Source organism: Kingella denitrificans ATCC 33394 (genome assembly GCF_000190695.1).
Classification (GTDB): domain Bacteria; phylum Pseudomonadota; class Gammaproteobacteria; order Burkholderiales; family Neisseriaceae; genus Kingella_A; species Kingella_A denitrificans.
This window is the reverse complement of the sequence record NZ_GL870929.1, coordinates 2,125,423-2,138,652: the sequence shown is the minus strand read 5'-3', so window position 1 is coordinate 2,138,652 and position 13,230 is coordinate 2,125,423. Positions and strand designations below refer to the sequence as shown.

The 13,230-nt window shown below is 49.7% G+C and carries 13 protein-coding genes; all 13 read right to left on the bottom strand.

All coding sequences use genetic code 11. The features are described from left to right. Positions 1–27: 27 nt before the first annotated feature. The 13 genes from gmhB to glyS all read right to left on the bottom strand — a co-directional run bounded on the left by gmhB (position 28) and on the right by glyS (position 13,217). Positions 28–582: a D-glycero-beta-D-manno-heptose 1,7-bisphosphate 7-phosphatase gene (gene gmhB, locus HMPREF9098_RS10645; protein WP_040564484.1), complete on the bottom strand. Its 555-nt coding sequence runs from the start codon at positions 580–582 to the stop codon at positions 28–30. Beyond that, entirely contained in the window at positions 579–1,007 is a 429-nt protein-coding gene (locus HMPREF9098_RS10640; RefSeq protein ID WP_003784698.1) for a DUF7832 domain-containing protein, read from the bottom strand. Before HMPREF9098_RS10640 ends, gmhB begins: the two co-directional genes overlap by 4 nt. Continuing rightward, a complete protein-coding gene (locus HMPREF9098_RS10635; RefSeq protein ID WP_003784696.1) occupies positions 1,007–1,798 on the bottom strand; it encodes a glycosyltransferase family 25 protein in 792 nt (263 codons plus the stop codon). The genes HMPREF9098_RS10640 and HMPREF9098_RS10635 overlap by 1 nt, the downstream gene beginning before the upstream one ends. Beyond that, a complete protein-coding gene (locus HMPREF9098_RS10630) occupies positions 1,795–2,763 on the bottom strand; it encodes a capsular polysaccharide synthesis protein (RefSeq protein WP_003784693.1) in 969 nt (322 codons plus the stop codon). The genes HMPREF9098_RS10635 and HMPREF9098_RS10630 overlap by 4 nt, the downstream gene beginning before the upstream one ends. Before the next feature lie 8 nt (positions 2,764–2,771). Continuing rightward, positions 2,772–3,578 carry a glycosyltransferase family 25 protein gene (locus HMPREF9098_RS10625; RefSeq protein WP_172460023.1) on the bottom strand — a complete coding sequence of 269 codons (807 nt, stop codon included), beginning with the start codon at positions 3,576–3,578 and terminating at the stop codon, positions 2,772–2,774. 8 nt (positions 3,579–3,586) lie between these two features. Further along, positions 3,587–4,459, bottom strand: coding sequence for a glycosyltransferase family 10 domain-containing protein (locus tag HMPREF9098_RS12140; RefSeq protein WP_257004648.1), 873 nt, complete (start codon positions 4,457–4,459; stop codon positions 3,587–3,589). Positions 4,460–4,615: 156 nt separating this feature from the next. Continuing rightward, entirely contained in the window at positions 4,616–5,788 is a 1,173-nt protein-coding gene (locus HMPREF9098_RS10615) for a DegT/DnrJ/EryC1/StrS family aminotransferase (RefSeq protein WP_003784688.1), read from the bottom strand. Beyond that, entirely contained in the window at positions 5,785–6,711 is a 927-nt protein-coding gene (locus tag HMPREF9098_RS10610; RefSeq protein ID WP_003784687.1) for a GDP-L-fucose synthase family protein, read from the bottom strand. The genes HMPREF9098_RS10615 and HMPREF9098_RS10610 overlap by 4 nt, the downstream gene beginning before the upstream one ends. Before the next feature lie 4 nt (positions 6,712–6,715). Beyond that, on the bottom strand, positions 6,716–7,849 hold the full coding sequence (gmd, locus tag HMPREF9098_RS10605; RefSeq protein WP_003784686.1) for a GDP-mannose 4,6-dehydratase: 1,134 nt from the start codon (positions 7,847–7,849) through the stop codon (positions 6,716–6,718). A 74-nt stretch (positions 7,850–7,923) separates the two neighbouring features. Next, positions 7,924–9,375, bottom strand: coding sequence for a mannose-1-phosphate guanylyltransferase/mannose-6-phosphate isomerase (locus tag HMPREF9098_RS10600; protein ID WP_003784685.1), 1,452 nt, complete (start codon positions 9,373–9,375; stop codon positions 7,924–7,926). A 21-nt stretch (positions 9,376–9,396) separates the two neighbouring features. Then, a complete protein-coding gene (locus tag HMPREF9098_RS10595) occupies positions 9,397–10,263 on the bottom strand; it encodes an alpha-1,2-fucosyltransferase (protein WP_003784684.1) in 867 nt (288 codons plus the stop codon). 29 nt (positions 10,264–10,292) lie between these two features. Continuing rightward, entirely contained in the window at positions 10,293–11,126 is an 834-nt protein-coding gene (locus tag HMPREF9098_RS10590) for a glycosyltransferase family 25 protein (protein WP_003784683.1), read from the bottom strand. 48 nt (positions 11,127–11,174) lie between these two features. Continuing rightward, complete coding sequence (glyS, locus tag HMPREF9098_RS10585; protein WP_040564482.1) at positions 11,175–13,217, bottom strand: glycine--tRNA ligase subunit beta; 2,043 nt, start codon at positions 13,215–13,217, stop codon at positions 11,175–11,177. Positions 13,218–13,230: the final 13 nt, after the last annotated feature.

Sequence of the window (13,230 nt, the reverse complement as noted above, 5' to 3'; positions counted from 1 at the left end):
CCAATGTCATGATGTGTTAATCGGTGGTTATGCCGGTTTATCCTGTTCGCGCAGATATTGCGAAAATGCCAGTAAATTGTCGAAAACCAGCGTGTTTTCGGGTAGGCGGTCTTTTTCTTTGGCCAGCGTTTTTTTGCCCTTGCCCGTCAGCACCAATACAGGGCGGCCGCCCGCGCGCGCAATCGCCTGCAAATCGCGCAGGCTGTCGCCCACCAAATAAGTTTCCGAAGCTTCGGCATTGAAACGCGCCAAAATGTCCAAAATCATGCCCGGTTCCGGCTTACGGCAGGAACAATGGCTGTCCGCCATGTGCGGGCAAAACCAAACGCCGCTGATTTCGCCACCTGCCTGCTGCACCAAACGGTGCATTTTGCTGTGCATTTCGTTCAGGGTTTCCACGGTGAAATAACCACGCGCAATGCCTGATTGGTTGGTGGCCACGGCAATGGTGTAGCCTGCTTGGGTTAAAAAGGCAATCGCGTCCAGGCTGCCGTCTATCGGTTGCCATTCTTCGGGCGATTTGATGAACTGATCGCTGTCGCGGTTAATCACGCCGTCGCGATCCAAAATAATCAGTTTCATGATTTCAAACTGCTTTTCCATTTGTCGAATGCGGCTTGGAACACGGCATTCAGTTGTTTTTGATGTGCAGGCTGCCATGTCTGCCGATAAAATTCGGCTTCGGTTTGCAGCCCTAGGGCAATGAAGTAGTCGTCCATAAAATGGCCGTAGCCTTCGTCATCATCGGCGTAATAATATTGGGTGAAGCGGTTGCCCAGTTCGTTGAAGCAGGTTTCGTCGATGCCGCCGTTCAGTTGCCGCACCACAAATTCCGCGCAGCTGATTTCGCCGTGCCGCAATGCGCCGAACAAAGGCAGTGCTTCCGCCGCCGCGCTGTGGAGGTTTTGCGATACCGCCCATGCGTAATAATAACCCATGTGTAAAGCAGCCTGCACATCGGAAAGCGAAGGCTGGTCTTCTGTGTGGAAGGAAATGTGGTCGTACATTACTTAAATCCCAAAACGTTCATCGCAAAATTCTTCAGCCAGCCCTTCACGCTGCGGATAATCAGGCTGGACAATTTCGGTTTCCAAAAATCGGGGCACTCCGTGCGGATGGTGCTGTCCAAATTCTCCAAATCTTCCAACACCAGCGTGGGGCGGCAATGCAACACCTTCAAGCCGCACTGCTGCTCGAAATAGAGCCAGTCGTCGGCGGGCACGCACGGTTTTTTCGTGATGTCCAGCAGCTTTTCCGCGCCTTTTTGCGTGATGACGTATGCCACAGCGCCGCAGCCGAATTGCTCCCACGGCGTGCCGAACACGAAATCCTGTTGCGGCGTGGACATCGTTACCCGTTTTTTGATGGGGATACGGCGGTAGTAATACGGCAGATATCGCGCCACGGTTTTCACATAGCCCAGCAGCAAAACGTCAAAATCGCATTGCTGCTTTATCCGCTGCAAAAAAGCAGCCTGCACCACCGGGGTCGGGTCTTGGATAAAGGTGGCATCGTCTTCCAAAATCAGGGCGAATTCTTGTTGGCGCGCCAGCATTGTCTGATAAATCTGATGGTGGCTCAATGCGCAACCGAGTTCGCCTTTGGTCAGATAACGCTGTTTCTTCGGTTTTTTGTGCAAAGGCAGGCTGCACAATTCGCGCAACTTTGCTTCTTCGATATGCCGCATGTCCACCGCATCGACCATTTCCGCAGGAATACCGTATTTGGCGCACTCGGCCTGAACATGCTGCCGGCGGCGCGTTTCGCTGGGAAGGGAGATGATATAGGCTGGAATCATAATCGGTTTAAATGTTCGCCGAACGTGCCGGCATGGATTTTCAAACGCCTGTCCAATTTGTGCAGGCTGCTTTTTTGCAGAATCGATTCAAATAACGATTGATTGAACGGACGGTTGAAATTCAACAGCAGCAGATGGGGCAGCGTATCGTCCTCCACGGGGCAGCGCATATCGGCCAAATAATCCGCCATCAATCGGTCGTACATGATTTGGAAAAAGAAATAGTGCGGAATGCGGTTTTGCGTTGCCCAAAAATTCAGCATCACATCCAAGCAAGTCCCAATCACGCGGTTGCGGCATTTGGCAAAAATGATATTGTTCTGCACATTGACCGGATGGTTCGGCCGCCACGAAAAGCAGTCTGCATTCAGCTTTTCCCAATCGGATTGGTTTTCCGCATTCCGACTGCGGTAGAACATGAAATAGTCCATCGCCGCATATTTTTCCGGCAGCGGCGCAGTCAGGTACACCGTCGCATCCAGCCACACGCCACCGTAACATTCCAGCAGTGCCAGCCTTAATATATCGGCAAAAAACGCCGGTTTGAAGGCTTTGTTGTGCTGTTTTTTATCCCACACGAAATCCGGAAAATCCAAATATTCGGTCAGATTGGCATCGTCCAACTCAATAACCCGATAATCCGCGGCATAACGCCCGACGGATTTGCGGCACATTTTCACAATCTCCGGCAGATTCCGCTCATCCCAGCCCTGCCCCCAATACAGCCAGATAATTTTTTCGCCCGCCAAATGCGGCTGCTTGGCCGTCATCGGGAAATGCGGATATTTGCCGGCAAAATAATCCGCCAAAAAAACGTCCCACGCCTTGGCCGTGTATTCCTGCTGCCGGTGGGAAGCATAAAGATTGATTTTATTGCGCCAACCTCTCGGCAGCAGCGCACGGTAGAACATCTTGAAAGGCCGCTCGTTGGCCCTGAACAGCCAATAATAAGGAAAATCCTGCATATACTGCCCTATCCGTCAAAAGGAACACGTTCACAAGGCAGATGGCGGTATTTTTTCTGATGCCGCTTCTTTTGCCACCGAGCCCATTCGCGCCCCAGTTTTTCCCAGAACGTCCGCTTGATTTTGACACTGTTTTTCTTCTTGCGGGCAGGCTCCAGAAAGCTCACCATGTAATCCGAATCCGGCGATTTGATGATTTCCTGAATACAGATGGCAGGCGAAAGCTGATAAATAAAATCGGCAAAACGGTACACCCCCGCATCAAACAGAAAATGATCCACCGGTTCGATTTCTTTCCAACTTAAACCTTCCACTATCCGCACCAGTTGTTCTGCCGCCTGATAAGACAACATATACGCCCCGCCGCCATAATGGTCGCTGCGCAAGAAATTCAGCGTGTGCCCATCATCAATACGGCAAAACGGTTCTGTCCGGCAGGGTGTATTGACCGTTTCCAGTTTAATGATGAATCTCCCCGACAACCCGATACGCTTCAACCATTCGTCCGATGCCAAAAACGTGCCCGCATGTCGGCTCAAATAAACATCGTCTTCAAAAACAGAAATATACGGCATTTTTTCCTGAACACACTTTTTCCACAGCAGAAATTGGCTCATAAAACACGCCTTTTCTCCGTCGGTTAAATTCGGCACTCGGGCAAGGTTTGGCAAATACGCACGGATGCAGTCGTTCAAATTGGTTTGCGGTGTTACGGCATCGAAAAAAGTAAAGGGAATGGCATTCCGCCCAAATTCCCGCTCGATATGCCGCCGCCTTTCCTCCGCCGAAACCAGGCTAATCACAAAATTATTCATTATTTCCATCAGTGCTGATTAATGACCTTCTCCAGCTTGTCCCGCAGACCGTCAATCATCTGCCAGATTTTATCGGCCGCATCTTCCTTAAACGGCGGGCGCGAAATAAACTCGGCATAATATTCTGGGTCGCTTTCCAAACGCCGGACCTGCTGCAAAAGTGCATCCGGATTATCCGGGTCATAAAACAAAATGGCATCCTGATTCAAAATTTCAGACTCGGGGCAACCTTCGCTGCCCCAATAAATCGGAATGCAGCCTGCACGGATGGCATCGAATATTTTTTCAGTTGTATAACCTTCGGAATCACTATTTTCCGGACAGATATTGAATCGGAATTGTCGCAGGTATTCCTGTTTGTCGTTTTGATATTTTGTCTGCAATTCATCCGTGTTGTGCAGATATTTTCCGGCGCAACACACAGGCTGTATTTGATTCAACAATCTCACCAAATCTCCGCGAACGGTGGTTAATTTGTCATGCCGGGCCAGCAATGCGGCAAATTGTGAATTGGCAGAGGATTTCAATTCTTGTTTGTTTGCTAAACGGTAGTTTTTATTATTAATTTCACGGATACATGCCTTAATTTCTCCATAAGATACACTAGGTTTAAACCAAGAATAAAATACCCATACGGGAAATCGATAATAGTTGTCAAAAGGCAACGTATCATATCCAAGGCTCAACGACATTTCATCAAGACAATAATCCCGATACGGCTGGCACCATGTGAAACTATTCGTCTGCAGGCTCTCTCCTGAAAAAAATATTTTGATTTTCCCTTTCCCAAATTTGGTGAACTCCCTTTTCCCAAAAACCGAAAAAAAACAATAGGTTTTTTCTGAGGGTTTAAATGGTAATGTTCGATAAACAAGCGGAATCTATGATGCTGAACCTCTTCCGTTTCCCACCAGTTAATCAACTGAAAATAGTTTTCACCTATAGCATTTTCGATTTGCCGTTTCAATTGGCGGGATTTTTTCCAGTTTCTCCATATTGACCGAAGCCCCATAATACCAACTTTCTTTTGAAAATATTTACCGTTTGAACAATACTTCGTAAAGCAAATCAATTTCCTTAGTTAAATCTATTTGATGATTGCCGACAAATAAACCGTTCTTATCTAAATAATCTGCATTTTCCATCGTGCCGAAAACTTCATAATCAAAGAATTGCAGCACTCTGTCATTTTTCAAAAAATTACCTGTAACAATCGGTCGGCACTCGATTTTATTCTCTGTTAATTTCTGAACAACATCAGAACGTTCAATCCCAGAATCAGGCTTAATAATCAATGAAAACCCAAACCAACTACTCTTCCCCATCTCCTGCTGGAGAATAAAACAAGGGTTTTTATTAAATTTTTCTTGAAAATACAATGCATTATTTCGTCTCTGCTCAACAAATGCAGGTAATTTCTTCAATTGTTCGATACCTATCGCACCACTCATTTCCAGTGGCCGGACGTTATATCCAGGTAAAACGAATTTAAACGACTCATCAAAAAAATTATCGGATTTCTCACCCGTTATATGATTGAATTTAGGAAGATTCCTTGTCCACCCATGCGCCCTTAAACATAACAATATATGATAGAGCTCTTCATCATCCGTAATAACGCAACCGCCTTCCATTGTGGCAATATGATGCGAATAAAACGAACTGAATGTCCCCATTAAACCAAAAGTTCCTGCCTGCCTGCCGTCGAAAACAGCCCCCATGGATTCGCAATTATCTTCCAATAAAACAATATCTCTACCATCAATCAATTCTTCAATCTGATTAAAATCATTCGGATTGCCCAATAAATTAACAGTCAAAATTGCTTTGGTTTTATCGGTAATGGCATGAGCTAGCTGATCCAAGTCCATATTTAACGTATTTAAATCAATATCGACAAATTTGACTTTCAATCCATATTGCTGCAACGGGAAATAGGTTGTGGACCATGAGACTGCCGGCACAATAATTTCATCTCCGCGTTTTAACGGATTATGTTTTCGAAAAAAAAGAGCAGCAATCATGATTAGGTTGGCTGTTGAACCCGAACTGGTCATAACACAGTGCTTCGCTCCGAAAAATCGGGCAAAATCTTGTTCGTATTGGGCAACACATTTGCCCATTGAATACATATCCGAATCAATAACCGACTGTATCGCCTGATATTCTTTTTCATCCCATGTACTGCTGGCCAATGAATATGCGGTCATGAATAATGCTCCATATAATATTGATATGTCTTTGTTAATCCGGAAATTAAATTATGTTTAGGCTGCCAACCCAGATGAGATAGTTTTTGCGTACACACTAATTTCTGCTTCATACCGACCGGCTTAGTTGTGTCGTGTTCAAATTCCCCCTTAAATCCAACTACTTCGGCAACCGCATGATAATATTCGTTAATCGTATAATCATGCCCTAAACCGACATTCAGCAAATCGGGAATTTCATCAAAATGCTCAATCACAAAAGCGATTGCATCCGCCAAATCTTCTGCATACATAAACTCGCGCCGCGCCGTACCATCGCCCCAAATTTCCACGGACTCGGCATTTTGCCGGCAAGCAGCAGCCACTTTTCTAATCGCCGACGGAATCATATGCGATTTTTCAGGGTCAAATTTATCGTATTTGCCGTACAGATTACAGGGGATAAGTGTTTTGTATTTTAACGGGCTGGTTTGTGAAATATAGCTACACAATTTTGCCGTCATAATTTTTGCCAATGCGTAACCTTCATTGGTTGGCTCCAATTGGCCGGTCAATATCATTTCTTCTGTTAAAGGATTAGGCGCATTGCGCGGATACATACACGAACTGCCCAAATTCAACAATTGCAGGACATGATTCGCTTGTGCAGCCAAAACAATGTTCTGTCCCATTTGCGCATTATCGACCAAAAATTTGACCGGATTAGCGATATTGGCCTGAATACCGCCCACCACACCTGCGCAATGAATAATCATATCGGGCTTCATCTGAGCGATATACGACGATACTGACGAATAATCCAGCAAATCCAATTCGGAGTGCCGTGGTGCAAATAACTGATATTTTGAATTTTTTTCAAAATATTCAATGATATTTCTGCCCACCATACCCGTAGATCCAGTAATCAGCAATGACTTTATCATTGATTTACTCCGCTGATACGTGGGTATCATACCCGTTAGCTTTCAGCAACGCCGTGCGTTTTGCAGCCTGCAAATCTTCGGCCACCATTTCGGCACACATTTCCTGCACGGTAATTTCAGGTGTCCAGCCCAATTTTTGTTTGGCTTTGCTTGGGTCGCCCAACAAGGTTTCCACTTCGGAAGGGCGGAAATAACGTTTGTCCACGCGGACAATCACGTCGCCCACCTTCAATGCCGGTGCGGAATCGCCGGAAATGCTTTCCACGATACCCACTTCGTCCACGCCCGAACCTTCAAAGCGCAGGGTAATGCCCAAATGCTCGGCCGACCATTGCACGAATTGGCGCACGCTGAATTGTACGCCGGTGGCGATAACGAAATCTTCGGGTTGTTCCTGTTGCAGCATCAGCCATTGCATCCGCACATAATCTTTGGCGTGCCCCCAGTCGCGCAATGCGTCCATATTGCCCAAATACAGGCAGTCTTCCAAACCTTGCGCGATATTGGCCAGGCCGCGTGTAATCTTGCGGGTCACGAACGTTTCGCCGCGGCGCGGGCTTTCGTGGTTGAACAAAATGCCGTTGCAGGCGTAAATGCCGTAGGCTTCGCGGTAATTGACGGTAATCCAGTAGGCATAGAGTTTTGCCACGGCATAGGGCGAGCGCGGATAAAACGGCGTGGTTTCTTTTTGCGGGATTTCCTGCACCAATCCATAAAGCTCAGACGTGGAGGCTTGGTAAAAACGGGTTTTGTTTTCCAAGCCCAAAAAGCGGATGGCTTCCAACAGGCGCAAGGTGCCGATGGCATCGACATCTGCGGTGTATTCGGGGGCTTCAAAGCTCACGGCAACGTGGGATTGCGCGCCCAGGTTATATACTTCGTCGGGACGGATTTCCGCCAGCAGGCGCGTGAGGTTGGAGGTGTCGGTCAAATCGCCGTAATGCAGTTTGAAGCGTACGTTGTCGATGTGCGGGTCTTGGTAGATATGGTCGACGCGCTGGGTGTTGAATTGCGAAGAGCGGCGCTTGATGCCGTGGACTTCATAGCCTTTTTCCAGCAGAAATTCTGCCAAATACGAACCGTCTTGGCCTGTAACGCCGGTGATAAGGGCGACTTTGCGCGTGTTGGGTTGGGTCATACGTTATCCTGTCAATGAAATTGCTGAAAATTAAGACACTGTTTTATAAAATAAAATTAAAGTGCAGGCTGCTTTTAGCACCGCCCGAAGTTGTCTTGGTAACGGACAATGTCATCTTCTTCCAAATAGCTGCCCGTCTGCACTTCAATCAGTTCCAGCGGAATCCTGCCCACATTGTGCAGACGGTGTTTTTCGCCCAGCGGAATGTAAACGCTTTGGTTTTCGGTCAATAAAATCACTTCGTCGCCGCGGGTTACTTCCGCCGTGCCTTTCACGACAATCCAATGCTCGGCGCGGTGATAGTGTTTTTGCAGGCTCAAACTGGCGCCCACATTCACGCCGATACGTTTGACTTTGAAACGCTCGTCTTCGTCCACGCTGTCGTACCAGCCCCACGGGCGATACACTTTGCGGTGAATTTTGACTTCGGGGCGGATTTGCCGCTCCAATTCGCCCACCAGCTGTTTGACGTTTTGCGAATGGGCGTGGTCGGTAATCAGCACGGCATCGGCGGTTTCCACCACAATCAGGTTGTCCACGCCGACCACGCTGACCAGTTTGCGGTCGGCATAAATCAGATTGTTCTGCGCCTGAACGGCCATGCCGTCGCCGATGATGGCATTGCCGTTTTCGTTTTTCGGCAGCGATTGCCACACCGCGTCCCACGAACCCAAATCGCTCCACCCGGCATCCAACGCCACCATGCTGATGGGAATGTCGGACTGGGCGCAGGGTTCCATCACGGCATAGTCGATGGATTCGGACGGGATTTGCGCAAACGATTCGGCATCGGGGCGGATAAAGCGGATGTTGTCCAATTGGTCTGTGCTGCGCTGCCGCCATGTGGTGCAGGCTGCTTTGAAGATGTCTTCGCGGAACTGCTCGATGGCTTTCAACCATGTCGATGCTTTGAGGATGAACAGGCCGGCATTCCAATAAAAGCAGCCTGCACCCAAATAATATTCTGCGGTGGCCGCATCGGGTTTTTCCACAAACTGCGCCACCGTATAAATACCGTCTTCTTCCTGCGCTTGCGCCTGAATATAGCCATAAGCCGTTTCGGGTTTGTCCGGCGTTACGCCCAAAATCACGATGCTGCCGTCTTCCGCCTTGCCCACGGCCCGGCAGACGGCCTGCACAAACGCCTTGTTATCCGCCACCAAATGGTCGGACGGGGTCACCACCAATATCGGGTCGTCGCCCTGCTCTGCCGCCGCCAATGCCGCCAATGTCAGCGCGGGCGCCGTGTTACGTGCGGCCGGCTCCAGCACGATTTGGGTTTGCCAAGAAAAAGCTTTTAATTGGTCGGCCACCAAAAAACGGTGTTCTTCATTGGTCACCACAATCGGCGGCGAAACCGGCAAAGCAGCCTGCACCAAAGAAGTAATACGGGCAACCGACTGCTGAAACAGGCTGCAATCGCCGCCCAGCGACAAAAACTGTTTCGGATATGCCGTGCGCGACAGCGGCCACAAACGGCTGCCCGAACCGCCGCTCAAAATCACGGGCACAATAGGAGAAGACATGGATTGATCCTAAATTTTGTATTATTCGTTCGGCAGCTGCACCCAATGCGGCAAATACTGGCTGGCTGCAGGCTGCTCCTGCACCCACGGCCGCTGCGGCACCACCACCAAGCCGTCCTGATGATCCGACAGCAGGCAGCCCCACCATGCAAAAGTGGAATTGCCGACCACATAATGTTTGAAATACGTCAGCCAATTCATATCTTCCAAAACCGATTGCCCCTGCATCAGCCGCACGGGATAATCCGCCGAAATGGCAGCGATTTCCTTTTCAATCGCCGCAAAATCATCCGAAAAAATATACACCGTGCCAATGGTCTGCCTTTGCCGGATGTAGTCCAGCCCGTTCAGGTAATAATCCAGCCCCACGGTGCGGATAAGCCCCGCATTTTCAGGGTTCAGAAAATCGCCGCGCCGGATATGCAGCGCCACATCGTTTTCGCCCACGGCAACATCGACAGGTTTCAGCGCGCGAAGCACCGTTTTCAGCCGCTGCTTGAACGGCTCGGCAATATAATGGTGCGACTGGAAATAGCCGTAATAAAAATTGATGGGGTATTTCCCATGCACGCCTTCAAAAAATACCGCCCATTGGTCTTTCGGCTCGCGCCAATTCAGCTTTTCCTTACCGTAAAAAGCCTTGCAAAAAATATAGCGGAAAGAACGCGATATTTGCTTTTTATCGACCACCGCCATGCCCAGCCGCTGTGGAATCTCCAAAACCAGATTTCTCTTTGCCTTATCCTTCGTATCGCCGACTTGGCCGTTGCCCATCAAAAACAGCGAGGCATCCGCACCCAACGATTTGAGGTAGTCGGTATAGGCGAGAAGATACAGTTGGTTGCCCAATCCCAACCCGTTGGCAAAATGAATATAGTGTTTAGCCATAAATATCGATTTCTGTATTTAAACCAGTGCTATTTAAACGGAACGATTTTTTTATCATCCGTCCATCTCCGCTTCACGCGCTTGTATTCTTTAACGATTTTATTCTTCGCCCATGCAAATATATTACGATTTTCTTGGGTTTGTTCAGGCTGGGTTTTTCCGCCGTCCAGTTGCTGATGACGCGCCAACCTTCCATCCTCCAATGTGCTGGACAACGAACTATCGGCGCGGTTCAACTGTAATTCCTGAATACAAAGCGCGGGGCTGATTTGATACATTTGAATTTCAGGTATTTCCGAAGCAGCATTAAACAGCATATTATCAATCGGTTCTAATTTTTCGGGCGCAACTTCTCGAATCCAATTCAATAACGTGATGGCGGTTTGCTGCGAAATAAGATAGGCGGCCGTGCCAAAACCGAAACTTTGCAACCGAAGAATCTTTCTGCCGTTAAAAGGGCGAACACCGGATTTACTCAACGCAACAGGGTTGGCTTTTAAAAACGTCTCCATCCGGATAATAAAGCTTTGGTTCTGAAACCGTTCATCCAACCATTTCGTATCATTCAAAAACCGGCTGCTGTTCTGCCCAAATATAACGTCATCTTCAAAAATTCCGATATAAGGCAAATCATCGGCAACGCATTTGGCCCATAAGCAGACATGGCTCATGAAGCAGCCTTTTTCACCGCCCGTCAGAAAAGCGTCGGCAAGATTAGGGCAATGTTCCGCTATGGATTCTGCCAATGTTTCAGGCGTTACGGCATCAAAAAAATGAAATGCAATTTGATGTTTGTTAAATTCCGCCGCCACATGCTGCCTTCTTTGCGCCGCAGTGCGGATACTAACAACATAATTTTCCATAAATCACCCCAAACAGAATGGACAGTGCAGGCTGCTTTTCGCGTTGCGTTATTCGGCCAGCAGCGCAATATCCGCCACAGCATTCAGCAGGTTGCTCAATACATTCAGCAGATTCAGGCGGTTTTGTTTAACGGCGGCATCGGCGGCCATCACCATCACGCCGTCAAAGAAGGCATCGACCTGCGGCTTCACGGCGGCCAGCGCGGACAGGGCGGCGGCAAAATCTTGCGCGTCCAAAGCAGCCTGCACTTTCGGCTGCAAATCCTGCACGGCGGCAAACAAGGCTTTTTCCTCATCCTGCTGCTGCAGCGCCGCATCCACATTGCCTAATGCGCCTTCGGATTTTTTCAGCAGATTTTGTACGCGTTTGTTCGCGGCGGCCAGCGCGGCGGATTCGGGCAGTTGTTTGAATTGCACGACTGCCTGAAGTTTGGCCGTCAGATTATTGACGCGGTCGGGGCGCTGCGCCAATACGGCGGCCACCACGTCTTGCGGATAATCGTTTTGCAGCAGAACGGCCAGGCGCGCCTGCATGAAATCTGCCACTTCGGCAACGGTTTTTTCCGCCAGCAGGCCTTTAGGGAAGCTGTCGAACACGAATGTCAGCAACTCGCGGATGGACAAATCGTGATTCATCAGCATACGCAGCACGCCCAAGGCGGAACGGCGCAGCGCGTACGGGTCTTTGTCGCCCGTCGGAATCAGGCCGATGCCCCAAATGCCGACCAGCGTTTCCAGTTTGTCGGCCAGTGCCACGGCGGTGCCGATGGTGCTTTCGGGCAATGCGTCGCCGGCAAAGCGCGGACGGTAATGCTGCTCAACCGCTGCGGCAATTTCGGGTGTTTCGCCGTCCAGTTGCGCGTAATATTTGCCCATTGTGCCTTGCAGTTCGGGGAATTCGCCCACCATTTCGGTGACCAGGTCGGCTTTCGCCAAGCGCGCGGCACGTTCGGCAACGGCTTTGTCGGCGTTCAGGCAGCCTGCAATGTAGGCGGCGATGGTTTGCAGGCGCTCCACGCGTTCTGCCTGCGAACCGATTTTGTTGTGGTAAACGACATTCGCCAGCTTGGGCAGACGGCTTTCCAGCGTGGCTTTTTGGTCTTGTTTATAGAAAAATTCAGCATCCGACAGGCGCGCGCGCAAAACGCGTTCGTTGCCTTGGATGATGTGCGACGGGTCTTTCGTTTGCAGGTTGGACACCAACAGGAAGCGGTTCATCAGCTTGCCGTTTTGGTTGAGCAGCGGGAAGTATTTTTGGTTTTGCTGCATGGTCAGAATCAGGCATTCCTGCGGCACGGCCAGGAAATGTTCTTCAAAAGCAGCCTGCAACACCACGGGATATTCCACCAGCGCGGTCACTTCGTCCAGCAGCGCTTCATCAGCAGCAACGGTGGCATTCAAGCGCGCGGCCTGCTCGTCCAGCGCGGTGCGGATGGCGTTTTTGCGCTCGGCAAACGAGGCGATGACTTTGCCTTCTTCCGCCAGTTGCGCGGCATAATCGTCGGCTTTGGCGAATGTGATTTCTCCGTGCGACAGGAAACGGTGCCCCAGTGTGCAATTTCGGCTGTCCAAACCCAACACGTTGATGGGCAGCACTTCTGCACCGTGCATGGCCACCAACCCGTGAACGGGGCGCACGAAGGTGTGCGTGCTGCTGCCCCAGCGCATCACTTTGGGAATGGGCAGTTTCTTCACGGCGGCGTTCACAATATCGCCCAACAAGGCGGCCAGTTTTTGGCCTTTTTGCGTGAATTCGTGGGCATACACATCCTGTTTGCCGTCGTGGACGATGTGCAGGCTGCTTTTTTCCACGCCGCAGGAACGCGCAAAGCCTTCAATGGCTTTTTCGTTGGCTGTTACGGCAGGGCCTTTTTTCACGATGTGTTGGTCGGCCTGCTCGGATTTGACGCGCGCCACCTGCACGGCCAAACGGCGCGGCGAAGCATAAGCGGTGTATTCGGTGGCGCCGTCAATCAGTTGCGCTTTTTCTAGCCCTTCGGCAATGGATTGCGCCAAGTGGTTGCCCAACTGGTTCAAGGCTTTCGGCGGGAGTTCTTCGGTAAACAGTTCGATGAGTAAGGTTTGAGACATTTTGATAGCTTTC

Coding starts and splice junctions, on each gene's coding strand:
- gmhB (WP_040564484.1), bottom strand. CDS start 582: ATGAAACTGATTATTTTGGATCGCGACGGCGTGATTAACCGCGACAGC.
- HMPREF9098_RS10640 (WP_003784698.1), bottom strand. CDS start 1,007: ATGTACGACCACATTTCCTTCCACACAGAAGACCAGCCTTCGCTTTCC.
- HMPREF9098_RS10635 (WP_003784696.1), bottom strand. CDS start 1,798: ATGATTCCAGCCTATATCATCTCCCTTCCCAGCGAAACGCGCCGCCGG.
- HMPREF9098_RS10630 (WP_003784693.1), bottom strand. CDS start 2,763: ATGCAGGATTTTCCTTATTATTGGCTGTTCAGGGCCAACGAGCGGCCT.
- HMPREF9098_RS10625 (WP_172460023.1), bottom strand. CDS start 3,578: ATGAATAATTTTGTGATTAGCCTGGTTTCGGCGGAGGAAAGGCGGCGG.
- HMPREF9098_RS10615 (WP_003784688.1), bottom strand. CDS start 5,788: ATGACCGCATATTCATTGGCCAGCAGTACATGGGATGAAAAAGAATAT.
- HMPREF9098_RS10610 (WP_003784687.1), bottom strand. CDS start 6,711: ATGATAAAGTCATTGCTGATTACTGGATCTACGGGTATGGTGGGCAGA.
- gmd (WP_003784686.1), bottom strand. CDS start 7,849: ATGACCCAACCCAACACGCGCAAAGTCGCCCTTATCACCGGCGTTACA.
- HMPREF9098_RS10600 (WP_003784685.1), bottom strand. CDS start 9,375: ATGTCTTCTCCTATTGTGCCCGTGATTTTGAGCGGCGGTTCGGGCAGC.
- HMPREF9098_RS10595 (WP_003784684.1), bottom strand. CDS start 10,263: ATGGCTAAACACTATATTCATTTTGCCAACGGGTTGGGATTGGGCAAC.
- HMPREF9098_RS10590 (WP_003784683.1), bottom strand. CDS start 11,126: ATGGAAAATTATGTTGTTAGTATCCGCACTGCGGCGCAAAGAAGGCAG.
- glyS (WP_040564482.1), bottom strand. CDS start 13,217: ATGTCTCAAACCTTACTCATCGAACTGTTTACCGAAGAACTCCCGCCG.